This is a genomic window from Pseudomonas thermotolerans DSM 14292 (assembly GCF_000364625.1).
GTDB classification, from domain to species: Bacteria; Pseudomonadota; Gammaproteobacteria; order Pseudomonadales; family Pseudomonadaceae; genus Aquipseudomonas; species Aquipseudomonas thermotolerans.
Window position 1 is genome coordinate 27,783 of sequence record NZ_KB822605.1, and the last position, 24,832, is coordinate 52,614.

General features: G+C 66.8%; 22 protein-coding genes. 9 read left to right on the top strand and 13 right to left on the bottom strand.

Annotated features, from left to right (window positions below):
• Positions 1-14: 14 nt before the first annotated feature.
• Positions 15-668 (bottom strand): GNAT family N-acetyltransferase, encoded by a 654-nt coding sequence (locus H165_RS0106980; RefSeq protein ID WP_026146423.1) that lies wholly within the window; start codon positions 666-668, stop codon positions 15-17.
• 164 nt (positions 669-832) lie between these two features.
• Here H165_RS0106980 and xthA point away from each other — a divergent pair, with 164 nt between their 5' ends.
• From xthA to H165_RS0106995, 3 genes are all read left to right on the top strand, one after another.
• Positions 833-1,645, top strand: coding sequence for an exodeoxyribonuclease III (gene xthA / locus H165_RS0106985; RefSeq protein ID WP_017938202.1), 813 nt, complete (start codon positions 833-835; stop codon positions 1,643-1,645).
• Between the two features lie 101 nt (positions 1,646-1,746).
• Positions 1,747-3,120, top strand: coding sequence for a substrate-binding domain-containing protein (locus H165_RS18445; protein ID WP_017938203.1), 1,374 nt, complete (start codon positions 1,747-1,749; stop codon positions 3,118-3,120).
• 86 nt (positions 3,121-3,206) lie between these two features.
• Positions 3,207-4,193: a TerC family protein gene (locus H165_RS0106995; RefSeq protein ID WP_017938204.1), complete on the top strand. Its 987-nt coding sequence runs from the start codon at positions 3,207-3,209 to the stop codon at positions 4,191-4,193.
• Between the two features lie 3 nt (positions 4,194-4,196).
• Here the strand turns inward: H165_RS0106995 and H165_RS0107000 are convergent, their stop codons facing one another.
• The gene (locus H165_RS0107000; RefSeq protein ID WP_017938205.1) at positions 4,197-5,426 is read right to left on the bottom strand and encodes an acyl-CoA dehydrogenase; all 1,230 of its coding nucleotides are present in this window, start codon (positions 5,424-5,426) and stop codon (positions 4,197-4,199) included.
• A gap of 143 nt (positions 5,427-5,569) precedes the next feature.
• On the opposite strand from H165_RS0107000, the gene H165_RS0107005 reads away from it, so the two are divergent.
• The 4 genes from H165_RS0107005 (at position 5,570) to H165_RS0107020 (ending at position 8,412) form a co-directional block, all read left to right on the top strand.
• Positions 5,570-6,508 carry a LysR family transcriptional regulator gene (locus tag H165_RS0107005; RefSeq protein WP_017938206.1) on the top strand — a complete coding sequence of 313 codons (939 nt, stop codon included), beginning with the start codon at positions 5,570-5,572 and terminating at the stop codon, positions 6,506-6,508.
• Between the two features lie 69 nt (positions 6,509-6,577).
• Positions 6,578-6,982, top strand: coding sequence for an MbcA/ParS/Xre antitoxin family protein (locus H165_RS0107010; RefSeq protein WP_017938207.1), 405 nt, complete (start codon positions 6,578-6,580; stop codon positions 6,980-6,982).
• The gene (locus H165_RS0107015) at positions 6,979-7,656 is read left to right on the top strand and encodes an RES family NAD+ phosphorylase (protein WP_017938208.1); all 678 of its coding nucleotides are present in this window, start codon (positions 6,979-6,981) and stop codon (positions 7,654-7,656) included. The genes H165_RS0107010 and H165_RS0107015 overlap by 4 nt, the downstream gene beginning before the upstream one ends.
• Positions 7,657-7,731: 75 nt before the next feature.
• On the top strand, positions 7,732-8,412 hold the full coding sequence (locus H165_RS0107020; RefSeq protein ID WP_017938209.1) for a DUF502 domain-containing protein: 681 nt from the start codon (positions 7,732-7,734) through the stop codon (positions 8,410-8,412).
• Between the two features lie 78 nt (positions 8,413-8,490).
• On the opposite strand, the gene H165_RS0107025 is transcribed toward H165_RS0107020, so the two are convergent.
• From H165_RS0107025 to peaA, 10 genes are all read right to left on the bottom strand, one after another.
• Positions 8,491-9,618 carry an acyl-CoA dehydrogenase family protein gene (locus H165_RS0107025; protein ID WP_017938210.1) on the bottom strand — a complete coding sequence of 376 codons (1,128 nt, stop codon included), beginning with the start codon at positions 9,616-9,618 and terminating at the stop codon, positions 8,491-8,493.
• Between the two features lie 84 nt (positions 9,619-9,702).
• Positions 9,703-10,893, bottom strand: coding sequence for an acetyl-CoA C-acyltransferase (locus H165_RS0107030; protein ID WP_017938211.1), 1,191 nt, complete (start codon positions 10,891-10,893; stop codon positions 9,703-9,705).
• Positions 10,894-10,972: 79 nt separating this feature from the next.
• On the bottom strand, positions 10,973-11,740 hold the full coding sequence (locus tag H165_RS0107035; protein ID WP_017938212.1) for a 3-hydroxyacyl-CoA dehydrogenase: 768 nt from the start codon (positions 11,738-11,740) through the stop codon (positions 10,973-10,975).
• A gap of 22 nt (positions 11,741-11,762) precedes the next feature.
• Entirely contained in the window at positions 11,763-13,391 is a 1,629-nt protein-coding gene (locus H165_RS0107040; protein ID WP_017938213.1) for an acyl-CoA synthetase, read from the bottom strand.
• An 84-nt stretch (positions 13,392-13,475) separates the two neighbouring features.
• Entirely contained in the window at positions 13,476-14,519 is a 1,044-nt protein-coding gene (locus H165_RS0107045) for an AraC family transcriptional regulator (RefSeq protein WP_017938214.1), read from the bottom strand.
• Positions 14,520-14,537: 18 nt separating this feature from the next.
• A complete protein-coding gene (locus H165_RS0107050; RefSeq protein WP_017938215.1) occupies positions 14,538-16,223 on the bottom strand; it encodes an AMP-binding protein in 1,686 nt (561 codons plus the stop codon).
• Between the two features lie 191 nt (positions 16,224-16,414).
• Positions 16,415-17,533 carry a quinohemoprotein amine dehydrogenase subunit beta gene (gene peaD / locus H165_RS0107055; RefSeq protein ID WP_017938216.1) on the bottom strand — a complete coding sequence of 373 codons (1,119 nt, stop codon included), beginning with the start codon at positions 17,531-17,533 and terminating at the stop codon, positions 16,415-16,417.
• Between the two features lie 21 nt (positions 17,534-17,554).
• Positions 17,555-17,878: a quinohemoprotein amine dehydrogenase subunit gamma gene (gene qhpC / locus H165_RS0107060; RefSeq protein ID WP_017938217.1), complete on the bottom strand. Its 324-nt coding sequence runs from the start codon at positions 17,876-17,878 to the stop codon at positions 17,555-17,557.
• A 1-nt stretch (position 17,879) separates the two neighbouring features.
• A complete protein-coding gene (peaB, locus tag H165_RS0107065) occupies positions 17,880-19,307 on the bottom strand; it encodes a quinohemoprotein amine dehydrogenase maturation protein (protein WP_017938218.1) in 1,428 nt (475 codons plus the stop codon).
• Positions 19,308-19,379: 72 nt separating this feature from the next.
• Positions 19,380-20,903, bottom strand: coding sequence for a quinohemoprotein amine dehydrogenase subunit alpha (peaA, locus tag H165_RS0107070; RefSeq protein WP_017938219.1), 1,524 nt, complete (start codon positions 20,901-20,903; stop codon positions 19,380-19,382).
• Between the two features lie 487 nt (positions 20,904-21,390).
• Here peaA and H165_RS0107075 point away from each other — a divergent pair, with 487 nt between their 5' ends.
• Both H165_RS0107075 and H165_RS0107080 read left to right on the top strand, forming a co-directional pair.
• Complete coding sequence (locus H165_RS0107075; RefSeq protein WP_017938220.1) at positions 21,391-22,884, top strand: aldehyde dehydrogenase family protein; 1,494 nt, start codon at positions 21,391-21,393, stop codon at positions 22,882-22,884.
• A 96-nt stretch (positions 22,885-22,980) separates the two neighbouring features.
• A complete protein-coding gene (locus H165_RS0107080; protein ID WP_026146425.1) occupies positions 22,981-24,297 on the top strand; it encodes an alginate export family protein in 1,317 nt (438 codons plus the stop codon).
• 117 nt (positions 24,298-24,414) lie between these two features.
• Here H165_RS0107080 and H165_RS0107085 read toward each other — a convergent pair whose 3' ends face one another.
• The gene (locus tag H165_RS0107085; RefSeq protein WP_017938222.1) at positions 24,415-24,828 is read right to left on the bottom strand and encodes a group II truncated hemoglobin; all 414 of its coding nucleotides are present in this window, start codon (positions 24,826-24,828) and stop codon (positions 24,415-24,417) included.
• Positions 24,829-24,832 lie beyond the last annotated feature (4 nt).

Genomic DNA, 24,832 nt, shown 5'->3' on the forward strand with positions numbered 1-24,832 from the left:
TCCCGCCCATCGTCTCAGGCGCTCAGGCTGACCGGTTGGGGATTGGGGTGGAAGAACACGTGCTCGCAGATCGGCCCCAAGGCTACCTCGCCGATCTCCTCGTAGCCCTGGCGGACGTAGAAGTCCAGGTAGCGGGGGTTGCCGGTGTCCAACACTATGCCCTGCGAACTGGTGTCCTGGGCGCACCAGTCGTGCAGCGCGGCGAGCAGTTGCTCGCCGAGACGCAGGCCCTGGAATTCCGGGTGCACGCCGAGCAGCGGCAGCACATGGTAGGGCCCCGGCGGCAGGCAGGCGAGCACAGCGTCGTGATAGTCCAGATAGCGGCGGGTGCAGCGGAAGCCGGTGGTCAGCAACATGCGCAGGCGCCAGCCCCAGCTCTCGGTGATGTCCAGACGGCGCTGCGGCGGGGCGATCAGGGCGACGCCCACCAGGCGGTCGTCGATCAGCAGGCCGATGGCCGGCAGATCCTCGGAGAAGTGCTGGTCCACCAGTTCGCGGATGGTGGCGCGCACCCGATGGTCGTAGCCGGGCCGTTCGGCCTCGAACAGGTAGGCGAAGGTGGGCTCGTGGCGATAGGCGTGATACAGCAGTGAGCGCGCCTCGCGGGAATAGCCGTCGTCGAGCATGCGGACTTCGGCAGGGGCTGTGGGACGTTGGGCATTCGGCATTCGCGATCGACCTCTTTGTTATTGTTGTCCATGACTTCCGGGCCCGGCCCGGAGAGGCCCTCAGCCACGTTAGCACCGCCCCCGCGCCACCGCCAGACACCAGGCCCTTGCTTGCACAGGTGCCGGCAGCGCCCTAGCATCGGCGTTTTCCCAGGATGCCCGCTATGAAGATCGTTTCTTTCAACATCAACGGCTTGCGTGCCCGTCCGCACCAGTTGGCGGCGCTGATCGAGAAGCACCGGCCTGACGTGATCGGCCTGCAGGAAACCAAGGTCAGCGACGACCAGTTCCCCGAGGCGGAGATCCGCCAACTCGGCTACCACGTGCACTACCACGGCCAGAAGGGTCACTATGGCGTCGCCCTGCTCTCACGTCAGGCGCCCCTGGAGGTGCACAAAGGCTTCCCCGGCGACGACGAGGAGGCGCAACGGCGCTTCATCTGGGCCACCTTCGCCGATGCTCAGGGGGAGCCGATCACCGTGATGAACGGCTATTTCCCGCAGGGCGAGAGCCGCGACCATCCGGTCAAGTTCCCCGCCAAGCAGCGCTTCTACGCCGACCTGCAGCAGCTTCTGGAGACCCGCTTCAGCCCCGAGCAGCCGCTGGTGGTGATGGGCGACATGAACATCTCCCCGGAGGACTGCGACATCGGCATCGGTGAGGAGAACCGCAAGCGCTGGCTGCGCACCGGCAAGTGCAGCTTCCTGCCCGAGGAGCGCGAGTGGATGGCCCGGCTGAAGGGCTGGGGGCTGGTGGACAGCTTCCGCCACCTCAACCCCGGGGTGAACGACCGCTTCAGCTGGTTCGACTACCGCAGCCGAGGCTTCGAGGACGATCCCAAACGTGGCCTACGCATCGACATCATCCTCGCCACCAACCCGCTGTTGCCGCGCTTCAAGGACGCCGGCGTGGACTACGAGCTGCGCGGCATGGAGAGGCCCTCCGACCACGCGCCGATCTGGCTGGAGATTGACTGAGGCGCTCTGCCCCGCGCTTTTGCGGCGCGGGTTCCGCTGTAACGCGACCGTCATGAAGCGGCCCTAGCCTGTGCGCGGTCTCAATCCGCCGGAGTTGCCGCATGACGCTGTCGCGTGCCTTTCTCGCCATTTTTCTGCTGTCCGCCGCGCTGAGCAGCCACGGCGACCCTGCGTCGCTGTTGCGCATCCAGGGTTCCAACACCATCGGCGCCGCCCTGGCTCCCGCGTTGATGGAAGGGCTGCTGCGTCAGCAGGGCTTCAGCGACATCGCCCGACAACCGGGGGATGAGGAGAACGAGCTGATCCTGCTGGCACGCCGGCCCGATGGGGTTCGCGTGCAGATGACCATCGCCGCCCATGGTTCGAGCACCGGTTTTCGTGCCCTGCGCGAAGGTCGCGCCGAGCTGGCCGCCGCGTCCCGGCCAGTCAGGGACAGCGAGGTGGCGGCCCTTGCCGAACGCGGGGACCTGCGCTCGGCCGCCGCCGAACAGGTGATCGCCATCGATGGCCTGGCCATCATCGTGCATCCGACCAATCCGCTGCGCAGCCTGACCATCGACCAACTGGCCGCGCTGTTCTCCGGGAAGCTGCGCAACTGGCGCCAGGTGGGCGGCGAGGACGCGCCGGTGCGCCTGTATGCCCGCGATGACCGCTCCGGCACCTTCGACACCTTCAACGAGTTGGTGCTGGCGCCCCGGGGCGACGCGCTGGCCAGCACGGCACAACGTTTCGAGTCCAATGACCGGCTGGCCGAGGCGGTGCTGAAGGATCCCCATGGCATCGGCTTCGTCGGCCTGGCCTCGGTGGGCGGCGCCCGCGCCCTGGCGGTGTCTTCCGGGGGCGCGCAGGCACTGCCGCCAACCCCCGACAGCATTGCCACCGAGGATTATCCCCTGGCCCGTCGCCTGTTCCTCTACCGCGCGCCGGGAGATGCCAGCCCCTGGGCCCAGGCACTGCTGGACTTCGCCCAGAGCCGCGAGGGCCAGCGGATCGTCGAACAGGTGGGCTTCGTTGGCCAGAACCTGCGCCTGGTGCCGGTCCAGGCGGACCCGCGCATGCCGGCGGCCTACCGCGACCTGGCCGGTGGCGCGCGGCGCCTGTCGGTCAACTTCCGCTTTCACGAAGGCAGCGCGCAGCTGGACAACAAGGCCCTGCGGGACCTGGAGCGGGTACGCGATCACGTGCGGGAAACCGGAGCGCAACTGGTGCTGGTGGGCTTCGGCGACACCAAGGACGACCCCGCGCGCGCCCGGCTGCTGTCGCGCCTGCGGGCCGAAACGGTGCGCCAGGCGCTGTTCCGTGCCGGCGTGACCGCCGTGCAGACCCTGGGCATCGGCGACGACCTGCCGGTGGCCGACAACCACGATCCGGCCGGGCGACTGCGCAACCGGCGGGTGGAGATCTGGGTACGCCAGGGGCGAGCCAGGGACCGTTGCACTCGACGGCCAACAGGCATAGCCTATTGCGCGCAGTGACTACCGGGCCCCTCTGGCGGTGGGTTTCCCCACCGTGATGTCGGAGTCAGCTGTTTTCGACAATCCGATGCTGGAGGGCCTGACCGATGCATCCGTTCGACTTTCTGACAACCCCCTTCCTGGGAACTCCCGCCTGGTTCTGGCTGGGCTTTCTCGTCATCGTGCTGGCCCTGTTGATCCTCGACCTGGGCGTGTTGCACCGCGACAACCGTGAAATCGAAATGCGCGAAAGCCTGCTGCTGTACGCCGGCTACTTCGTCGTGGGCGTACTGTTCGGCGGCTGGGTGTGGTACGAGCTGGGCGCCCACAGCGCCCTGGACTTCTACACGGGCTTCCTGGTCGAGCAATCGCTGTCCATGGACAACGTGTTCGTGATGGCGATGATCCTCGGCTTCTTCGGCATCCCCCGCCGCTACCAGCACCGCGTGCTGTTCTGGGGCATTCTCGGAGTGATCGTCCTGCGCGCCATCATGATCGGCCTGGGCACCGCGCTGGTGAAGGAGTTCGAGTGGGTGCTCTACCTGTTCGGCGTCTTCCTGCTGTTCACCGGGGTGAAGATGCTGTTCGTCAAGGAGGAAGCCCACCCCGACCTGGCGCACAATCCAGTGCTGGGCTTCCTGCGCCGGCACATCCGGGTGAGCGACCAGCTGCATGACGGACGCTTCTTCGTGCGCCTGCCGCACGCCGCGGGTCGACCGCTGCTCTACGCCACCCCGCTGTTCCTGGCCCTGGTGCTGATCGAGCTGGCCGACCTGATGTTCGCGGTGGACAGCGTGCCGGCGGTGTTCGCCATCACCCAGGACCCCTACATCGTCTACACCTCGAACATCTTCGCGATCCTCGGCCTGCGCTCCCTGTACTTCGCCCTGGCCGCGCTGATGCACCGCTTCGTGTACCTCAAGTACGCCCTGGCACTCGTGCTGATCTTCATCGGCGGCAAGATCTTCGCCCACGGTTTCGTCGGCCAGATCCCGGCGCTGCTGTCCCTGAGCGTGACCCTCGGCCTGCTGGCTGGCGGGGTGATCCTCTCCCTGATCAAGACCCGCCGGCAGGCCGCCGACGCCGAGTCCTGAGCCTCAGCGGCCGCTGCGCAGCAGCTCCTTCGGCACGTACTTGCCCAGCTCGTACTTGCCGATGGCCGCCCGGTGCACCTCGTCCGGGCCGTCGGCCAGGCGCAGGGTGCGCTGCATGGCGTAGAAGTAGGCCAGCGGGGTGTCGCCGGAAACCCCCGCCCCGCCGTGCATCTGGATGGCGCGGTCGATCACCTGCAGCGCCACGTTGGGGGCCACCACCTTGATCTGGGCGATCTCGCTGGCCGCCACCTTGTTGCCCACGGTGTCCATCATGTAGGCCGCGTTCAGGGTCAGCAGGCGCGCCTGGTTGATCTCGATGCGCGAGTTGGCGATCAGATCCAGGTTGCCGCCCAGGCGTGCCAGCGGCTTGCCGAAGGCATTGCGACTCACCGAGCGCTTGCACATCAGCTCCAGGGCCCGCTCGGCCATGCCGATGGAGCGCATGCAGTGGTGGATGCGTCCCGGGCCGAGACGCCCCTGGGCGATCTCGAAGCCGCGGCCCTCGCCGAGGATCACGTTCTCGTAGGGTACCCGGACGTTCTCGAAGATCACCTCGGCGTGGCCGTGGGGCGCGTCGTCGTAGCCGAACACGGTGAGCGGGCGGAGGATGGTCACCCCGGGGGCATCGGTGGGCACCAGAATCATCGAATGCTGCTGGTGGCGCGGGTTGTCCGGGTTGGTCAGGCCCATGAAGATCATCACCTTGCATCGCGGGTCGCAGGCTCCGGAAGTCCACCACTTGCGGCCGTTGATCACCCACTCGTCGCCGTCGCGCACCGCGCGGGCCTGCATGTTGGTGGCGTCCGAGGAGGCCACCCCCGGCTCGGTCATGGCGAAGGCCGAGCGGATATCCCCGGCCAGCAGCGGCTCCAGCCACCGGCGCTTCTGCTCCGCGCTGCCGTAGCGGACCAGCACCTCCATGTTGCCGGTGTCAGGCGCCGAGCAGTTGAACGGCTCGGAGCCGATCAGCGAGCGCCCCATGATCTCCGCCAGCGGCGCGTACTCCAGGTTGCTCAGCCCGGCGCCGTACTCGGACTCGGGCAGGAACAGGTTCCACAACCCCTCGGCCTTCGCCCTGGCCTTCAGTTCCTCCATGATCGCTGTGGGTTGCCAGCGGTCACCCTCGGCCACCTGCTGGGCGAAGACGGCTTCGGCCGGGTAGACGTAACTTTCCATGAAGGCGGTGACGCGTTCACGCAGCTCCTGAACCTTGGGGGAATAGGCGAAATCCATGGGGCACCTTTCTGGCTGGCAATGATTGGGGGCGGACTGATGCTAGAGCAGCGGTCTTGATTTATCGAGCCAATTTTCGTTGTGTATGAACATTCATAAATGATATGTAAGCCCTCTCCCCTTTCTCACTGGAGCGTGCCGACATGAGCCTCAACAAGGTGGATCTCAACCTGTTCGTCGTCTTCGACGCCATCTACACCGAAGGCAACCTGACTCGCGCCGGGCAGATCGTCGGCATCACCCAGCCAGCCGTGTCCAACGCCCTCGCCCGCCTGCGCGAGACCTTCAACGACCCGCTGTTCGTGCGTACCGCCCAGGGCATGGTGCCCACGCCCATGGCGCAGAACATCATCGGTCCGGTTCGCAACGCCCTGCAGCTGCTGCGCGTGTCTGTGCAGGAAAGCCGCGTCTTCAACCCGGCCCAGGCCAGCAAGACCTTCCGCATCAGCATGACCGACCTCAGCGAGGAGATCCTCCTGCCGCCGCTGTTCCAGCGCCTGCGCCGCCAGGCCCCCGGAGTGCGCATCGAGAGCTTCCTGGCCAAGCGCCGCGAGACCACCAGCGAACTGGCCGCCGGACGCCTGGACTTCGCCGTGGACGCGCCGCTCAACACCGATCCCCAGGTGCGCCACGTCAAGCTGCTGGACGACCGCTACGTGTGCGTGATGCGCAAGGGGCATCCGCTAGCCAAGGACAAACTCAGCCTCGACGAATACCTGTCGCTGACCCACATCCACATTTCCAGCCGGCGCAGCGGCCTCGGCTACGTGGACCTGGCCCTCGGCAAGATGGGCATCCAGCGCAAGATCGCCCTGCGCTCCCAGCACTACCTGATGGCCACCATGGTGCTGCGCGAAACCGACATGGCGATGACCGTGCCGGAACGCCTGGCCCGCCGCCACGACCTGCACTTCGTAGAGCTGCCGGTGAGTGACGTGCCCCCTCTGGAAACCCACCTGTACTGGCACGAGAGCACCGACCAAGACCCGGCCAACCGGTGGATGCGCGAGCAGCTCATCGAGCTGTCCCGGCAGATCGCCCAGAAGGAGAAGGAAGCCGCTCCGCGCAGCCCGGCAGGTTGAACCCCGGCGGTTGTCGCTTGTCCATATCTGGACTAACATCGATTCAGAGTCCATTCGTGGAGAAGCGCCATGACCAACGCCGCCCGCAAGCCTGATCCGCTCGCCGACCTCGATTCCCCGAAGGCCGGCCAGGTGGCGCTCAAGTTCTTCTTCAGTCTGATGGACAAGTGGCGCTGCTCGGTCGAGGAACAGATGGTGCTCCTCGGCTCCATCGGTCGCAGCACCCTCTACAAGTACCGCCAGCTACCGGAGATCCGTCTGCCGCGTGACACCCTGGAGCGGGTCTCCTACCTGATGGGCATCCACAAGTCACTGCGTATCCTGTTCGGCGACAAGCCGTCCACCTACGAATGGGTGCGCAAGCCCAACAGCGAAGCCCCCTTCAACGGCAAGAGCGCCCTCGAGCTGATGCTTGCCGGCAGCGTGGTCGACCTGGCCACCGTGCGCCGCTACCTGGACGGGGTTCGCGGTTGAAGCGTGAAACCCTCCCGGCCTGGCCCCGGGCCTACCGCATCGTCTCCAGCGCCTTCCCGCCGATCTCGGTGTTCGAGGACGTGCTCGATCCGGCCGACCTGGAGCAGGCCTATCTGATCGAGGGGCTGACCAACGACCGCCTGCGCGAGCAGGCCGGCCTGCTCGCCCTGGTGGCGCCGGAGGATCGGGTCTCTGGCCCCGGCTCCTCGCCGCTGATGGCCGCCTTCACCCACATCGGCCACCCCAGTCGCTTCAGCGATGGCCAGTATGGCGTCTACTACTGTGGCGACAGCCTGCCGACCGCCATCGCCGAGACCCGTTACCACAAGGAGCGTTTCCTGCGCGCCACCCACGAGCCGAGCCTGGAACTGACCATGCGCAGCTACGTGTGCCAGGTGGTCAAGCCACTGGTGGACATTCGCGACGGCCACGACGAGCTGCACGACCCAGACCCGGCCAGCTACCCGCTCGCCCAGCGCTTCGCCGCCGAGCAGCGCAAGGCCCGCGCCTGGGGCCTGCTGTACCGCAGCGTGCGGCATCCCGGCGGGGAATGCGCGGCGCTGTTTCGTCCGCCGGCAGCGACCATCCCGCTGCAGGGCGTGCACCTGCGCTACGTCTGGGACGGCAAGCTGCAGAAGATCGTCAACGTCTTCGAAATCAGGCAGTTGGAATGAACTACTGAGCCTTCGCCAAAGGGAAACACCCGCCGCGCGACCGCGCTCGCAACAGGACCACCAGGACGCCCTGCCATGCTGAAAAAAGGTTTCAACTCTCTGCTCACTACCTGGCTGACCGGCCTGCTGGTGCTGCTGCCCCTGACCCTGACGCTGATCCTGAGCGCCTGGCTGTTCGGGCTGATCAACAGCCTGGTCGGCCCGGCCACCCCCATCGGGCGGATGTTCGCCGCCCTCGGCCAGCCGTTTGCCCATTCGCCCTCACTGTCCTACCTGCTCGGCACCCTGATCCTGCTCGCTGCCATCTACGCGGTGGGCCTGGCGGTGCAGCTGGGCCTGCGCCGACCGCTGCGCAGGGTCACCGACCTGACCCTGCGACGCATCCCGGTGTTCAACAAGCTCTACACCCTGGCCGAGCGCTTCGTCGCCCTGCTCGACAAGCGCGAGGGCGTCGGCATCGAGGCCATGAGTCCGGTGTGGTGCTTCTTCGGCGGCCAGGGCGCGGCGGTGCTGGCTCTGTTGCCCAACCCCGAGCCGGTGGAGATCGACGGCCGCGCCTACTTCGCGGTGCTGGTGCCCACCGCGCCCATTCCGGTGGGCGGCGGCCTGCTCTACGTACCCTGCGACTGGGTGAAGCCGGCCAACATGGGGATCGAGGCTTTCACCAGCATCTACGTGTCCATGGGCATCACCCCGCCGGCCGTAGCGCCAGTGAAGGAAGCCGCGGTGCCCGAGCAGGCACCGCTGCGGGAATAAAAGTCCGCCCTCCCGTACCGACAGGGAGCCAGGGCTCATGGGGCAGGCCGATGCGCCTGCACGGCGGCAAGGGGGATTCTAGAGACTGCGGGCGATCACCATGCGCTGTACGTCGCTGGTGCCTTCGTAGATCTGGCACACGCGCACATCGCGGTAGATGCGCTCCACCGGAAAGTCCTTGAGATAGCCGTAGCCGCCCAGAGTCTGGATGGCCGCGGAGCAGACCTGCTCGGCCATCTCCGAGGCGAACAGCTTGGCCATCGAAGCCTCGGTCAGGCACGGCAGGCCGGCTTCGCGCAGGCTGGCGGCGTGGTGGACCATCTGCCGCGCCACGGCGATGCGGGTAGCCATGTCGGCGAGACGGAAGGCCACCGCCTGGTGCTCGATGATCGGCTTGCCGAAGGTGCGCCGCTCGTGGGCATAGTCGCGGGCGGCCTCGAAGGCCGCGCGGGCCATGCCTACCGCCTGGGCAGCGATGCCGATGCGTCCTCCCTCCAGGTTGGCCAGGGCGATGCGGTAGCCCTCGCCCTCCTCGCCCAGCCGATAGGCGGTCGGGACGCGCACGCCGTCCAGCTGGATCTGGCAGGTGTCCGAGGCGTGCTGGCCGAGCTTCTCCTCGACGCGCACCACCTGATAGCCGGGGGTGTCGGTGGGCACGATGAAGGCACTGATGCCCTTCTTGCCAGCCTGCGGATCGGTGACCGCGAAGACGATGGCGACGCCGGCATGGCTGCCGGAGGTAATGAACTGCTTGCTGCCGTCCAGCACGTAGTGATCGCTATCACGCCGAGCCCGGGTGCGCAGGTCGCTGGCATCCGAGCCGGCCTGCGGCTCGGTGAGTGCGAAGGCGCCGAGCAGCTCGCCACGGGCCAGCGGGCGCAGGAAGCGCTCCTTCTGTTCCTCGCTGCCGAACTTGAGGATCGGCATGCAGGCTACCGAATTGTGCACGCTCATGATGGTCGAGCAGGCGCCGTCGCCGGCGGCGATCTCCTCCAGGGCCAGGGCGTAGGCCAGGTGGCTGGTCTGCGCGCCGTCCCAGTCCTCCGGCACCAGCATGCCGAGGAAGCCCAGCTCGGCCATCTCGCGCAGGGCCTCGGCGGGGAAACGGTGCTCGCGGTCCCAGTCGGCGGCGAACGGTTTGAGGCGTTCCTGGGCGAACTGGCGGGCCATGTCGCGGATCTGCAGCTCTTCTTCAGAGGGGATCATTCTTCTCGAGCCTTCTTTAGGAGTCTTTGATAACTGTTTGTTTTATTGAAAGAGCGGAAAGCGGATCCGCTCTTTCGGCAAGGCTCACAGGCACTCGATAGCCAGGGCCGTGGCCTCGCCGCCACCGATGCACAGCGAGGCGATGCCGCGCTTCAGACCGTACTGGCGCAGCGCGGCCAGCAGGGTCACCAGCACCCGCGCCCCGGAAGCACCGATGGGGTGGCCGAGGGCGCAGGCGCCGCCGTGCACGTTGAGCTTCTCGTGGGGGATGTCCAGATCGCGCATGGCGACCATGGCCACCACGGCGAAGGCTTCGTTGACCTCGAACAGGTCCACGTCGCCCAGCTGCCAGCCGGTACGCTGCAGGACGCGACGAATCGCTCCCACTGGCGCGGTGGTGAACAGGTTCGGCGCCTGGGCGAAGCTGGCATGTCCGGCGATCCGCGCCAGCGGGGTCAGACCGCGGCGCTCGGCCTCGGACTGGCGCATCAGCACCAGGGCAGCTGCACCGTCGGAGATGGAGCTGGAGTTGGCCGCGGTGACGGTACCGCCCTCGCGGAACGCCGGCTTGAGGGTGGGGATCTTGTCCAGGCGGGCCTTCGGCGGCTGTTCGTCGCTGTCGATGGTCCGTACTTCCCGGCCGATGCGTGCCTGCACCGCCACCAGTTCCTCGGCGAAGCGGCCCTCGGCCATGGCCTTCTGGGCGCGGCTCAGCGAGGCGATGGCGAAGGCGTCCTGTTCCTCGCGGCTGAAGCCGTAGGCCTGGGCGCAATCCTCGGCGAAGGTGCCCATCAGGCGGCCCTTGTCGTAGGCATCCTCGAGGCCGTCGAGGAACATGTGGTCGATCACCCGACCATGTCCCATGCGGTAGCCGCTGCGCGCGCGCTCCAGCAGGTAGGGAGCGTTGGACATGCTCTCCATGCCACCGGCTACCAGCACGCTGGCGCTGCCGGCGAGCAGCTGGTCGTGGCCGGCCATCACCGCCTTCATGCCTGAGCCGCACATCTTGTTCAGGGTGGTGCACACCACCGACTGCGGCAATCCGGCACCCAGCGCCGCCTGGCGCGCCGGCGCCTGGCCCTGTCCGGCCTGCAGCACGCAGCCCATCAACGCCTCGTCCACCGCATCGGCGGAGATGCCGGCCCGCTCCACAGCGGCGCGGATGGCCGCGGCGCCCAGTTCGGCGGCGCTCAGGCCGGACAGTTCGCCCAGGAAGCCGCCCATGGGGGTGCGGGCGGCGCCGACGATGACCACGGGATCCTTTGCAATGCTCATGCTGTATTCCTCATCGATTCGTTGCTGGCTCCCCTCAGGGAGCGCTGGCCGGGCCCTGGCCCGGTCGCGGTATCTAGGCTTACTTGGCTCCCATCCGCAGGGCGCCGTCCAGGCGGATGACCTCGCCGTTGAGCATGGAGTTCTCGACGATGTGCCGGACCAGCGCGGCGTATTCCTCCGGCCGGCCGAGGCGCGGCGGGAAAGGCACGTTGGCGGCCAGGGAGTCGCGCACCTCCTGGGGCATGCCGGCCATCATCGGTGTCTCGAACACCCCGGGGGCGATGCACATCACCCGGATGCCATTGCGCGCCAGCTCGCGGGCCAGCGGCAGGGTCATGCCCACCACGCCGCCCTTCGAGGCGGCATAGGCGGCCTGGCCGATCTGCCCATCGAAGGCCGCCACCGAGGCGGTGTTGACGATCACCCCACGCTCGCCCTCGGCGTCCGCCGCGTTGCGGGCCATGGCTTCGGCAGCCAGGCGCAGGCAGTTGAAGCTGCCCACCAGGTTGATGTCGATCACCCGGCGGAAGCTCTCCAGGCCATGCACGCCGTTGCGGCCGAGGAGCCGCTCGGCGGGGGCCACGCCGGCACAGTTGACCAGTCCGTGGAGGGCGCCGAAGGCTTCCAGGGCAGTCTCCACGGCACGGCGCACTTCTTCCTCGCGGGTGATGTCGGTAGCCACGAAGCGGACCTGCTCGCCCAACTCGCGGGCCTGGGCCTCGCCGGCGGCGGCGTTGATGTCGGCCAGCACCACCTTGGCGCCCTGGGCCAGCAGTTCACGGGCAGCGGCCAGGCCCAGCCCGGAGCTGCCGCCAGTGACCAGAAATACGCGGTCCTGGATACGCATGAAGTTAATCCTCTTGGTTCGATCAGTGGGCGGCAGAGGCCTTGGCGACTTCCTGGTTACGCAGCAGGAAGCGCTGGATCTTGCCGCTGGGGGTCTTGGGCAGCTCGGCGACGAACTCGATCTCCCGCGGATAGGCATGGGCAGAGAGGCGCTTGCGCACGTACTGCTGCAGCTCCTCGACCAACTGCGGACCCGGGTTGGCATGTCCGTGCAGCACTACGAAGGCCTTGACCAGCTCGGTGCGCTCCGGATCGGGCTTGCCGATCACCGCCGCCTCGATCACCGCGGGATGCTCGATCAGCGCGCTTTCCACGTCGAAAGGGCCGACCCGGTAGCCGGAGGTGGTGATCACGTCGTCGGCGCGACCGACGAAGCTGATGCTGCCGTCTTCATTGAGTTCCACGGTGTCACCGCTCAAGTAGTAGTCGCCGGCGAAGGACGAGGTCTCCATGTCGCGGTAGCCACGGAACCAGAACAGCGGCGAGCGCGGCCGGTCCACGGCGAGGATTCCCGGCTGGCCGGGCGGCAGCTCGCGGAGCTGCTCGTCGACCACCACCACGCGGTGCCCGGGGACGGCGTAGCCGGCGGCGCCGAGGCGCACAGGATGGGCCAGGGCGTGGTGGTTGCAGAGCACCATGCCCAGCTCGGTCTGCCCGTAGTGGTCATGGATGGTGACGCCCAGTCCTTCGGCGAACCAGCGGATCACCTCCGGGGTAAGCGGCTCACCGGCGCTGCTCACCGCGCGCAGGCGGCCCTTGAGCTGTGCCTCCACCTCCTCCTTCGCGGCTAGCAACAGACGGTAGGCGGTAGGTGAGCCGGCCAGGTTGCTGATGCCGTACTGGCGGATGATCCGGCAGGTGCTTTCCACGCTGAACGGGCCTTCGTAGAAAGTGGTGGCGTGGCCCATGGCCAGAGGACCGGTGACCGCATAGTAGAGACCGTAGGCCCAACCCGGATCGGCCAGGTTCCAGAAGGCGTCCTCGGGACGCAGGTCCACGGCATGGCGCATGTAGCCGACGAAGGCGGCGATGGCCTTGAGGGGGACTTCCAGGGGCTTGGGCAGGCCGGTGGTGCCCGAGGTGAACATCAGCAGGAAGGCGTCCTCGCCTGTGCGCAGCACCGGTTCGAAGCGGCTCGACTGGCCTTCCAGCTCGCTCCAGAAGTCCGCCTGGCCGGCCGGGGCACCGACGCAGAGCACCGGCGGCGCCTGCTCCACCTCGTCCAGCTTGGGCCGGTTGCCGGCGTCGGTGACCACCAGCCTGGAACCGGCCAAGCGCACCCGGTGCTCGATGGCCTTGGGCCCGAAGGCGGTGAACAGCGGCTGGTAGATGGCCCCCAGGCGCCAGGTGCCGAGGATGGTCACCAGCAGTTCAGGGGTTCGCGGCAGCAGGCCGGAGACACAGTCGCCGGGACGCACGCCACGGCTGTAAAGCAGATTGGCGAAGCGTGCGGAGGCTTCCTGCAGCTGCTCGAAGGTCCAGCTGGCGCGCCGACCATCGACGCCTTCCCAGTACAGGGCGACGCGCTGCGCGCCGACGTGGCGGTCGCAGCACTCGATGCAGGCATTGATGGCTTCCAGGGAGCCGGCCAGGGTTTCTTCGAGGGTGCGTTGGTAGTCGAATTCGCGGGCGGCAGTCTGATAATCGCGCATGAGCTTGAGTCCCGTCTTGTTGTTCTTGTGCTGGCGGGATCTTCGCCCTCGCCCAGGTGCCGAACAATGGCGAAAGGCTTCAAGCTATTCGAGCGTTTTGGACAACGCCTCGGGATGCAGCAGCTCACGGTACTGGCCGGGGGTGGAGCCGGTCCACTTGCGGAACGCCTTGTAGAAGGAGCTGCTGTCGGAGAAGCCCAGCTCGAAGGCCAGCTCGGTGAAGTTGCCCTCCCCGGCCTGCAGGCGCGCCAGGCACAGGTCGCGGCGCACCTGATCCTTGAGCCCCTGGTAGGACTGGCCCTCCAGGGCCAGCTTGCGGCGCAGGGTGGAGGGTGCCATGTAGAAGTGCCCGGAGAGCGCCTCCAGGTCCGGCCAGCGCTCCGGCTTGAGGCTGCGCAAGTAGGCCTTGATGCGCGCCGCCAGGCTCTGCGGGTCGCGGTAGCGCACCAGGATGTTGGCCGGGGCGCCGGCCAGAAAGCGCTTGAGATCGCGCTCGCCACGCAGCACCGGCAGCTCCAGGCAGTCGGCGTTGAGCAGCAGGCGGCTATGCGCACTGGCGAAGTGCAGGTTGTCGCTGAACATTACCCGGTAGTCGGCGATGTACTCCGGCTGGGGACAGCGCAGCTCCACGGCGAGGATCGGCAGGCGCCGCCCGGCCAGCCAGCAGCACAGGCCGTGGAGGATCATCCACAGGGTGAAGTGGCCGAAGGCGCGCAGGCGCGCCTCTCCCGGCTCGTGGAGGACGATGGCGGCCATCCCGCCGCTGTGTTCCAGACGCAGTGACAGGTCGTCGAAACTCAGGTTGAGAAAGCGCAGCATGCCCTGCAGCGCGGCGCCGATGGTCGGCTCCTTGACCGCCGTACGGGCCATGAAGGCGAAGCTGCCGGACTTCAGCCGCCGGCTGTCCATGCCGAAGAACTCGTCGTCCATCCGCTCGGCGAGCTGTAGCCAGAGCCGCGCGTAGGCCTGCGAGGAGACCCGCGCGCGCGGCGAGGCCAGCAGCCTGGCGTCGATGCCCGCTGCGGCCAGCAGGGCGTCCACCGCCTCGCCGCGGCGACGCAGAGCCAGCAGGGCCTCCTCCACCAGACGGACGGAGATGGTGCCTTTTTCGTGGCCCTGGACGTTCATCGCAATCAGGGGTGGCGCTCAGGCCGCGCCCTGCCCGGCTGCCAGCTCCTCCAGGGTGATCTCGCGCATGCGGAACTTCTGGATCTTGCCGGTCACGGTCATCGGGAATCCGTCGACGAAGCGGATGTACCGCGGGATCTTGAAGTGAGCGATACGCCCCTTGCACCACTCGCGCAGCTCTTCGGCGCTGAGGCTCTGCCCAGGGTGCAGCTTGATCCAGGCGACGATCTCCTCGCCGTACTTCTCGTCGGGGATGCCGATCACCTGCGCGTCGGCGACCGCCGGATGGGTGAAGAAGAACTCCTCCAGTTCTCGCGGATAGATGTTCTCGCCGCCGCGGATGATCATGTCCTTGCTGCGCCCGACGATGCGCACGTAGCCGTTGTCGTCCATCACCGCAAGGTCGCCAGTGTGCATCCAGCGTGCCCGGTCGATGGCTTCGGCGGTGGCCTCGGGGTTGTTCCAGTAGCCGAGCATCACGCTGTAGCCGCGGGTGCACAGCTCGCCCACCTGGCCGCGCGGCACCATGCGGCCGTGCTCGTCGACGATCTTGGTCTCCAGGTGCGGCTGAGTGCGCCCCACGGTGGTGACGCGCAGTTCCAGTTCGTCGTCCGGGCCGGTCTGCAGGGATACCGGGCTGGTTTCAGTCATGCCGTAGGCGATCTGCACCTCGGCCATGTGCATCTCGCTGATCACCCGGCGCATCACCTCGATCGGGCAGGTGGCGCCGGCCATGATTCCGGTGCGCAGGCTGGACAGGTCGAATTCGCCGCGTCGCGGGTGGTCCAGCTCGGCGATGAACATGGTGGGCACGCCGTACAGCGCGGTGGCCTTCTCCTCGGCCACCGCCTGCAGGGTGAGCAGCGGGTCGAAGGCGTCGCCCGGATAGATCATGGTGGCGCCGTGGGTCAGGCAGCCGAGGTTGCCCATCACCATGCCGAAGCAGTGGTACAGCGGCACCGGGATCACCAGGCGGTCGTGCTCGGTGAGGCCCAGGCTCTCGCCGACCATGTAGCCGTTGTTGAGGATGTTGTAGTGGCTGAGGGTGGCGCCCTTGGGGAAGCCGGTGGTCCCCGAGGTGTACTGGATGTTGATGGGATCGTCGAACTGCAGCGACGCCTGGCGCTCGGCGAGGGCCTGGCTGCTGATCTCGGCGGCCCTGGCGGGCAGTTCGCGCCAGGCCAGGAAACCGGCCGGCGGGGTCGCCGACAGGCTGATCGCCCCACGCAGATCGGGCAGCCGCTCGCTGCACAGTTCACCGGGTCGGCTGGTAGCCAGTTCGGGCACCAGCTCCAGGAGCATAGCGTGGTAGTCAGAGGTCTTGAAGGCGTCGGCGCAGATGATCCAGCTGCAGCCGGACTGGCGCAGCGCGTATTCCAGCTCGCTGAGGCGATAGGCCGGGTTGATGTTGACCAGGATGGCGCCGACCTTGGCGCTGGCGAACTGAGTGATGCACCACTCGGCGCAGTTCGGCGCCCAGATCCCCAGACGGTCGCCGGCCTGGATGCCCAGGGCCAGCAGCGCGCGCGCGCACTGGTCGACCTGCTCGGCCAGTCCTGCCCAGCTGTAGCGCAGGTTCTGGTGACGGACCACCAGGGCATCGCGCTCGGCGAAGCGCGCCACGGTGGCGTCGAAGGCCTGGCCAATGGTCATCGCCAGCAGCGGCTTGTCCTGGGGACCTCGGGTGTAACTGCGGTCATTCATGAGGCTTTCCCTTCTTGTGCTTGTTGTGGGAATGGTTGCCGTCGAGCCGCTTCGTCCCGCGACGAAGCATGCCGTTTACGTTAACGTAAACCTAAACAACCTTTGAGACCCTTGTCCAGTGACCCATTGGCCGCATACGCGCCAATCGGTCGAACGGCAGGCGGCCCAGACAGGCCGCCTGCCCCTTTCGCTCAGCGGATGAACACCTGGGTAGTGGACACGGCCATGTCGCCGCCGGGCAGCTTGATGCTGCCGATCTTCTCCAGGGACTCGGCGTCGTGGATGCCGATGTCGTTGAAGGTTCCGGCCAGGTAGACCTTGTCGCCGGCATGGTTGAAGGCGATGCAGTAGTAGGAGTGGTCCAGCTCCTGCGCCTTGATCAGCTGCTGCTTGGCGATGTCGTACTTGGTCAGGCGGTTGAGCACGCCGTACATCAGGTTCGGGTCCTTCGGCGAGCGCAGGCCGGTGAAGTACAGCTCGGTCAGCGGCGCGAAGTCGCGGACCTCGGTCTTGCCGGTCTTCAGGTTGATGTTCATGTAGCCGTAGAGGTACTCAGCGGTCTCAGGGTCCTGCTTCTCGTCGGCGAAGCGCGCCGCGGTGTAGAGCAGGGTGAAGTCGCGATTCGGCTGCTGGTGCGGCCAGAAGTACAGTACGTCGGGCGCGCTGTAGCCCGGACGCTGCCAGTTCCGGCTCGCCAGGGCCACGGTCCGCTCGCCGGTCTTCGGGTCGATCTTGTAGATGTCCGGACCGGCCAGGTACAGGGAGCCGTCGTCTGCCGCCTGCATCACGTAACTCTGTCGCGGCACCGGGAAGCTGCGCAGCAGCTTGGCGTCCAGACCGGCATCAGTGCTGTAGACCTGCATGCGCGGCTCGCCCACCACGTAGTGGTCGATGGCCCGCTGCATGGGGTTGGCCACCGCGTAGAGCTCCTTGCCGTCGGCGCTGACGGTGAAGGAGAACATGGAGCGGGCGTCCTCGCCGGCCTTCTGCGCCAGACGGGCATGGAATACCTGCTTGCAGGTATCCAGCTCGACGCCGTAGATGTCCCGGTAGTTGTTGTTCAGTACGTAGGCACGGGTCTTGTCCGGGCTGATGAACAGGGTCCCGGGCCCGAAGCGGTCGGGCATCTCGCAGGTCTTGTAGACGCTCTCGGTCTTCAGGTCGATCAGGTGCAGGTTGTTGGGCGTGTTGGTGACCGCCATGTACTCGTGGCCTTTGACCAGCGCCTTGCCGGAAGTGTCGGCGTGGGCCTGCAGCGCGGCCAGCAGGGCCAGGGTGGAGACCAGGGCGAAACGGTTCTTGTTGTTCATGGGAATGCTCTCTCCTGCCCCTTACTTGTCTTTCGGGAAAACCGCATTGAGGTTGCGCCAGCTCTCTGCCGAGCTGAGGGCGTCCTTGTTCCAGTCCGGATAGGTGCTCATCAGGTCGGGCACCTGGGCCGGCCACCAGCAGGGGTCGGCGCAGCCGTAGAGGTCGGCTTCCATCGGCTGGCACAGGGAGGTCACGCCACCGAAGGCGTCCACTTCCCAGCCCGGGTCGGTCGTTGCGGTGCAGCCAGCCACCGAAGTCATGGCCAGCACTTCCTCGATACGGTCCTCGCTGGAGGCTTGCTGGAGTTTGCGGGCTTTGTCGTTGATCGGTTTGAGGTGTTTCATGTCAGTGAGCCTTCCGCGGAGTGATGTAGCGGCTGATGAAGGCCGGGTTCTCGGCCATGATGCGGCTGTAGACCTCGATGCCGAAGTCCACCCAGTCGCGCATCAGTTCGCAGTAGTGATAGGTCGGATGGGTCGGGTCGCCGTAGCGCGCATAGCTCTCGTGGTAGCAGCCACCGGAGCACAGGTTGCGGATGCGGCAGCTGGCGCAGCCGGTATTGGTGCGGTCCAGGCGCTGGGAGAGGAAGTCGTTGAGCGCCTCCTGCTTCAGCTCGCCATGCACGTTGCCGAAGGTCGGCAGGCTGGAGCCAGTGAAACGGTGGCAGAGGTTCAGCTCGCCCTTGTGGTCCACCGCCAGCATCTTCAGCCCGGCGCCGCACGGCAGGGCCTTCTTGTGCCCTTCGTGGAGGTCGGTGATCAGCTGGTGGAGGTTGGAAAAACCGATATTACGGTTCTCCAGGGCTGCCTCCAGGTAGCGACGGCCCAGCGCCTTCATGTTGGCGAACACATCCACCAGCTCCTCGCTGGTGAGGTTGAAGGCGCTGATGTCGCCGGAGGTGACCGGAGCGAAGCCGACTTCGGCGAACCCCAGCTCGTTGAACAGGTGATCCCAGATGGTCTCGACATCGGTGATGCCCCGGGTCAGGGTGACCCGGGCGCCAACCGGACGGCTGTCGTAGCGCGCCAGGAGCATTTCCACCTTGCGCCGCACCACGTCATAGGTGCCCTGCCCGCCCACGGTGATGCGGTTGCGGTCGTGCACCGCCTTCGGCCCGTCGATGCTCACCGACAACCCGAAGCGGTGAGCGTTCAGGTAGTCGACGATCTCCTCGGTGAGCAGGGTGGCGTTGGTGGTCATCACGAACTCCACCTGCTTGCCCTCCTCCGCGAAACGCCGCTCGCAGTAATCGACCATATGCTCGATCAGCGGACGGTTGGAGAGCGGCTCGCCACCGAAGAACACCACGGTGTAGCGCTGTTCGTCCGGCGACTCCCGGAGCAGCATCTCCACCGAGGCCTCGGCGGTTTCCGCGTTCATCCTCTTGCCGGCGGAGGGCTTGTCGAGGTCCTCCTTGTAGCAATAGGTGCAGCTCAGGTTGCAGCCGGTGTTGACGTTGAGCACCACGGTGTTCAGCGCCGTGCGTTCGACCCGCTTGAGTCCGATTTCCGGCGTCAGCGGCGAGCCGTCGCTGACCACCTCGAGGGCGATCAGCTCGCGCAGCGTTTCGTTCACCGCCTGGCCATCGAAATGGTTCAGACGCTGTAGCAGCTCTTCCGAGGAGCAGCCCTGCTCGCGCAGGGTATCGATGATGCTGCCGATCAGTTCATCGGCGGCGAACAGCGAGCTACTCGGGATGTGGAACAGCAGGCGGTCGGCGTCCACCCGCACTTCGTGCAGGTTGCGCTCCACCAGATTCAAGATTGCGCCCATGGCGACCTCCCGGAATTCATCCCAATTCGGCCTTGCCGATCCGGGCGGAGCGAACCCCGCCCGGGCCTTGCCTTACGGCAGCGGCGGGTTGTTCCAGCGCTGAACGGTAACGATCAGCTGGCCTTCGCCCTTGAGGGTCTGGCCGCCGTCCTCGACCTCGGCGATGACCTTGAGGTTGCCGGCATTGTTGGTGGACATGCGGCGGGCCGGGTTGGGGCCGGCATCACCGGGCAGGAAGACACCATCCTTCTGCATGACCCCGGCGAACTTCACGTCCTCGTCCTCGGCGGCACGCTCGTTGAACGGCTCCACCGACCAACTGGCAGGCAGGATGCCGACGCGGTAGGCCTTGCCGGCGGCGTCGGTAGCCCAGCCCTCGGCTTCGAAGCGGCCCTGCACCTTGGGCGTGGCGCCGCCGTTGTCGCCGATGCGGGCGATGGCGTAGCCGGGCACTACCTTGACCTCGTCAATGCGCTTGTAGACAGCCAGGCTCGGGCCGGAAAGCTTGCCGAGCTTGACCTCGCGGCTGCCCGGGGCGGCATCGGCGGCGGCACGCACCTTGACCACGAGGCGCTCGGGGGACTGTTCCAGGACCTTGACCAGCTGCACGCCCGGGCCGAAATCCGGTTTGCCGGACAGGCCGCTGCCCACCAGGGTCAGCTCGGCTTCTTCGCCGGCCTTGAGGAATTCCGGCTGCACGGCCAGCAGCCTGGCCTGGTCGCTCTTCGCCGCGACGAAGTCCAGGCCGCGCTCGTCATGCTCGGTCTCGAACATGCGGCCCTTCATCTCGCCGTTGACCACGCTGAACACCTGACGCATGGCCACGCCGTCGATCTCCACGTTGGCGCGCCATTCGTGGCCGGTGAAGAGGATCGCGCTGCCCTTGCCCTTGAACGGCTTGCCGTCGGCATAGCGGCCATCCAGGCTGATGCGGAAGTTGTCACCCTCACCGCCTTCCACGCTCATCACCCCGTGCAGATCGCCACGGGTCGGCATGTGGCCGCTGAAGCTCCAGCGTCCGACCAGCGCGGTGGGCGCCGGACGTTCCTGCTGCCACTTGCTCCAGGCCGGATCGTCCAAGCCATAGCGCTCGGCTAGGGTCGGCACCATTTCCTTGAGGGCCAGTTCCAGCCAGTCGCGGTCGCGGGACATGGCCTGGTATTCGAGGGACGGCCACTGGCCGAGGTGGAAGTGCACCAGATGCTCCCACTCCTTGGCCGTGCGCCGCTGCAGGGCGAAGCGCGAGGGGGAGTGGCAACGACCGCACATTTCCTTGGACTGGGTGTCGAACTCTTCGATGGTGTTCAGGCGACGCTCCATGGCGTAGCGCAGTCCCTCGGCCTCCGCCGGCGCCAGGCCCTGGGTATCGGCCAGGTACTTGACCAGGGTGCGACGGTCGTCGTCGCTGATCTCCAGGCCATGCATGATCTGCATCCGGGCGATGGTCATCAGCCAGCCCTCGGGGGTCTTGCGCTGGTAACCGATACGACGCTGCACGCCATTGTCATCCGGCAAATGGCATACCTTGCACTTGGCTTCTAGGAGCGCTTTGCCATCCGCCGCCAGCGCCGGCTGTAGCACGCCAAAGGCCGTCATGGCCAGGGCACCGGCACTCAGGTATCGCCAGATTCTTGTTGCTTTCAAGGTCAGGCCTCCAGGTTCTTGTTATTGAAATCCATGCCTCGGGCAGGGACTCTGTCCAGGTGGTGGCACATTGCGTGCCAGTCTCAATAAATCCTTTACAAACAATCACTTACGAGCTTTTACGGGTTCTACTCAGGGGACTTCTGCGTCTAATTTCGCGAATTGGCTGTCTAACTCTGAGACAACCTCCTTCGGTATAGCCCGCCAGCACCAGAACAGTGCAGCCGCCCCGCCAGCTCCGGCTGGAGCGGCTCCCTCACACTAGACCGCGACTGTCCCGCCGCTGTCTCAGGCCGTCTCAAAGTGCAACAGCAAGGAATTGCCGGACGCCTCTGAATTCCGGAAAAATTCCTTTTATTTCAATTGGTTGGAATGACGCTGCCGGTTGGCATGACGGTTGCCGAAGCCCTCGGCAGTATTCGAAAAAGAGGCTTCGACCATGCTTTCTGAACTGCCTATCCTGCCCCAGACCCGGGAATTCGTCGCCCGTCGCCAGCGCATGCTGATCGGTGACCAGTGGCTGGAGTCCTCCAGCGGAGAAACCCTGGACATCCGAAACCCGGCCACCGGGGAAATCCTCGGTCAGGTGCCGGCGGCCACCGCCGAGGACGTGGACCGCGCCGTGCAAGCGGCCCGCCAGGCTTTCGAGGACTCGGCGTGGAGCCGCATGCGCCCGCGGGATCGGCAGAATCTGCTGTGGCGCCTGGCCGATCTGATGGAGCGCGACGCCCGCCATCTGGCCGAGCTGGAATGCCTGAACAACGGCAAGAGCGCCGCCGTGGCTCAGGCCATGGACGTGCAACTGGCCGTCGACTTCCTTCGCTACATGGCCGGCTGGGCCACCAAGATCGAGGGCCTGAGCGTCGAACCCTCCCTGCCGCTGATGCCCGACGACCAGTTCCACGCCTACGTGCGCCGCGAGCCGGTGGGCGTGGTGGGTGCCATCGTCGCTTGGAACTTCCCGCTGCTGCTGGCCTGCTGGAAGCTCGGCCCGGCCCTGGCCACTGGCTGCACGGTGGTGCTCAAGCCGGCCGACGAGACCCCGCTGACCGCCCTGCGCCTGGCCGAACTGGTCCTCGAGGCCGGCTACCCGGCCGGGGTGTTCAACGTAGTCACCGGTACCGGCGTACGGGCCGGCGCGGCGCTCAGCGCCCATCCGGGGGTGAATAAGCTGACCTTCACCGGCTCCACCGAGGTAGGCAAGCTGATCGGCAAGGCCGCCATGGACAATATGACCCGGGTAACCCTGGAACTGGGCGGCAAGTCCCCGACCATCGTACTGGCCGACGCCGACCTGCAGCAGGCCGCCACCGGCGCCGCCCAGGCGATCTTCTTCAACCAGGGCCAGGTGTGCTGCGCCGGTTCGCGCCTCTACGCGCACCGCAAGCACTTCGACAACCTGGTCGCCGACATCGCCGGCATCGCCAACTCCATGAAGCTCGGCAACGGCCTCGACCCGAGCGTGGACATGGGCCCGCTGATCTCCGCCAAACAGCAGAGCCGAGTCGCCGGCTACATCGACCTGGGCCGCCAGCTCGGCTCGACCATCGTCTGCGGCGGCGAGGCCTTCGGCCCCGGCTACTTCGTCAGGCCCACGGTGATCGCCGACGTGGACCAGAAGCACCGCCTGGTGCAGGAGGAAATCTTCGGTCCGGTGCTGGTGGCCATGCCCTTCGACGATCTCGACGAAGTGGTGCGCCTGGCCAACGACAATCCCTACGGACTGGGCGCGAGCATCTGGTCCAACGACCTCGCCGCGGTGCACAGGCTGGTTCCGCGCATCCAATCCGGCTCGGTGTGGGTGAACTGCCACAGCGCCCTCGACCCGGCCCTGCCCTTCGGTGGCTACAAGATGTCCGGCCTGGGCCGCGAAATGGGCGCCGCGGCCATCGAGCACTACACCGAGCTGAAGTCGGTACTGATCCGTCTCTGATCCTGCTCATCCGGCGGGCGGCCCGGCCGTCCGCCTTTCCACAAAAACAACAAACCAGGAGCAAGTCCCCGTATGAAACGTCCTCACCGTGATCGACTGAGCCATTCCCTTCTCGCCCTGGCCATCGGCTGGGCCATCGGCGCCAGTCCGGTCGTCGCCCACGAGCTCTACAACCAGGGCGAGAGCGTCCTCAACGCCGACCTCGAAGCCGTGTTCGCGGCCATCCGCAGCAGCGAGAACTACGCCCTGATGGGCAACCGCAGCGCCGGTAGCTCCAGCTGGCGCGAGGGCTACGTCAAATACGGGCTGAGCGGCAGCCAGGGGCTGGGCGGCAACGGCACGCTCTACGGCGCCTTCAATCTGGTCAGCTCCGGCACCTGGGGCGACGGTGACGCAGCCGGCGTGACCCTCGGCAGCGAACGCCGCACCGCAGTGGAAGATGCCTACCTCGGCTGGCGTTCCGGCAACCTGTTCCCCGCCCTGGGCGAAGACGGCGTGGACATCTCCGGCGGCCGGCAGGTCATCGTCATCGGCGACGGTTTCCTGATCCAGGGCGACCCGGTGAACTTCGGCGACGTCGACCTGGGGGCCGACTTCGACCGCGGCGGCGCCTACTACCTGGCCGCGCGCAAGGCCTTCGATCAGACCGCAGCGCTGCGCCTGGGCGGCAACCAGGGGCTGCGCGGTGACCTGATCTGGCTGAAATCGGATAACCGCTACCAGGCGGAAACCGAACTGGCCATCGGCAACCTCGAACACGTCTCCGAGGCCGGCACCCTCGGCCTGACCTGGATCCGCGCCCTGGACGTCAACCAGCGCTACGCCGAGATCCTCGGCCTGGAAGAGCGCGACGACATGGACACCGTGAGCCTGCGCGGCCGCGGCAGCCTGGGCGTGGAAAATCTCGAGCTGGCTGCTGAATACGTCACTCAGGACAAGGACAGCGGCGACGAGAACGCCTGGTACCTGGAAGGCTCCTGGACCTTCGCCGACCTGCCCTGGTCGCCCACCGCCACCTACCGCTACAGCCGCTTCTCGGAAGCCTTCGACCCGCTGTTCTACGGCTTCAGCCGCGGCTACGGCACCTGGTTCCAGGGCGAAGTGGCGGCCAACTACTCTGGCCCCTTCAACAGCAACGCCCAGGTCCACCATGTCGGCCTGAAGGCCACGCCCCGCGACAACCTGACCCTGGGTGCGCTGTACTTCGACTTCAACACCCTGGACGACGAGCGCGGCAACCTCGGCGGCCGCGAGCTGGACCTCTACGCGGAATGGATGGTCAACGACCACCTGCTGATCAGCCCGCTGATCGGCTTCTACCAGCCCGATCGCAGTGCCGAGGAAGGCGGCCTGCAGCTGGGTGGCAAGGGGACCAATACCTACCTGCAGCTGGTGGTTGGCACCTTCTTCTGATCACTGGCGACTGGAAGTCAACGGGGCCCCATGGCCCCGTTGGCTTTTGGGATCAACAACGCTCGCTGCCTTTTCGGCGATGGTCGACGCCCGAAAGGCAACGGCCACCCAGCCCGCTCAGGAATGCCCGTGCCTGTTGCGGCTGGCCTGGACGATGCGCTGGGCCGGTACCCGCAACTGGGTGAGCAGATACTCGGCGAATTCCGGGGCATAGTCCTGGCAAGCGATGGCCTGGGCCATGCAGTCCAGCCAGGCCTGGCTCAGGGCCTCGCCGATCGGCCACTGGGCGTGGAAGGCGGGGATGGCGATGGGGCCGTACTTCTCGGCGAACAGCTTCGGGCCGCCCAGCCAGCCGCTCAGGAAGCAGGCCAGCTTGTCGCGGGACAGGCTGAGGTCTGCGGGATGCAGGCGGCGCAGCTCGGCCATGGCCGGCGTCTCGTCCATGATCCGGTAGAAGTCGTCGACCAGCCGGCGGATGCCCTCGATACCGCCTGCGGCCCGGTAGGATGCGTCGCCTTCGCCGAAGGTCATGCCG

What these genes read in the sequence shown, in the direction of transcription:
- H165_RS0107050 (WP_017938215.1), bottom strand. Translation starts at nt 16,223, where the DNA reads ATGAATGACCGCAGTTACACCCGAGGTCCCCAGGACAAGCCGCTGCTG.
- H165_RS0107085 (WP_017938222.1), bottom strand. Translation starts at nt 24,828, where the DNA reads ATGACCTTCGGCGAAGGCGACGCATCCTACCGGGCCGCAGGCGGTATC.
- H165_RS0107000 (WP_017938205.1), bottom strand. Translation starts at nt 5,426, where the DNA reads ATGGATTTCGCCTATTCCCCCAAGGTTCAGGAGCTGCGTGAACGCGTC.
- peaD (WP_017938216.1), bottom strand. Translation starts at nt 17,533, where the DNA reads ATGAACAACAAGAACCGTTTCGCCCTGGTCTCCACCCTGGCCCTGCTG.
- peaA (WP_017938219.1), bottom strand. Translation starts at nt 20,903, where the DNA reads ATGACGGCCTTTGGCGTGCTACAGCCGGCGCTGGCGGCGGATGGCAAA.
- H165_RS0107010 (WP_017938207.1), top strand. Translation starts at nt 6,578, where the DNA reads ATGACCAACGCCGCCCGCAAGCCTGATCCGCTCGCCGACCTCGATTCC.
- H165_RS0107035 (WP_017938212.1), bottom strand. Translation starts at nt 11,740, where the DNA reads ATGCGTATCCAGGACCGCGTATTTCTGGTCACTGGCGGCAGCTCCGGG.
- H165_RS0107005 (WP_017938206.1), top strand. Translation starts at nt 5,570, where the DNA reads ATGAGCCTCAACAAGGTGGATCTCAACCTGTTCGTCGTCTTCGACGCC.
- H165_RS0107040 (WP_017938213.1), bottom strand. Translation starts at nt 13,391, where the DNA reads ATGCGCGATTATCAGACTGCCGCCCGCGAATTCGACTACCAACGCACC.
- xthA (WP_017938202.1), top strand. Translation starts at nt 833, where the DNA reads ATGAAGATCGTTTCTTTCAACATCAACGGCTTGCGTGCCCGTCCGCAC.
- qhpC (WP_017938217.1), bottom strand. Translation starts at nt 17,878, where the DNA reads ATGAAACACCTCAAACCGATCAACGACAAAGCCCGCAAACTCCAGCAA.
- H165_RS0107075 (WP_017938220.1), top strand. Translation starts at nt 21,391, where the DNA reads ATGCTTTCTGAACTGCCTATCCTGCCCCAGACCCGGGAATTCGTCGCC.
- H165_RS0107025 (WP_017938210.1), bottom strand. Translation starts at nt 9,618, where the DNA reads ATGATCCCCTCTGAAGAAGAGCTGCAGATCCGCGACATGGCCCGCCAG.
- H165_RS0107045 (WP_017938214.1), bottom strand. Translation starts at nt 14,519, where the DNA reads ATGAACGTCCAGGGCCACGAAAAAGGCACCATCTCCGTCCGTCTGGTG.
- H165_RS0106995 (WP_017938204.1), top strand. Translation starts at nt 3,207, where the DNA reads ATGCATCCGTTCGACTTTCTGACAACCCCCTTCCTGGGAACTCCCGCC.
- H165_RS0107030 (WP_017938211.1), bottom strand. Translation starts at nt 10,893, where the DNA reads ATGAGCATTGCAAAGGATCCCGTGGTCATCGTCGGCGCCGCCCGCACC.
- H165_RS18445 (WP_017938203.1), top strand. Translation starts at nt 1,747, where the DNA reads ATGACGCTGTCGCGTGCCTTTCTCGCCATTTTTCTGCTGTCCGCCGCG.
- H165_RS0106980 (WP_026146423.1), bottom strand. Translation starts at nt 668, where the DNA reads ATGCCGAATGCCCAACGTCCCACAGCCCCTGCCGAAGTCCGCATGCTC.
- H165_RS0107020 (WP_017938209.1), top strand. Translation starts at nt 7,732, where the DNA reads ATGCTGAAAAAAGGTTTCAACTCTCTGCTCACTACCTGGCTGACCGGC.
- peaB (WP_017938218.1), bottom strand. Translation starts at nt 19,307, where the DNA reads ATGGGCGCAATCTTGAATCTGGTGGAGCGCAACCTGCACGAAGTGCGG.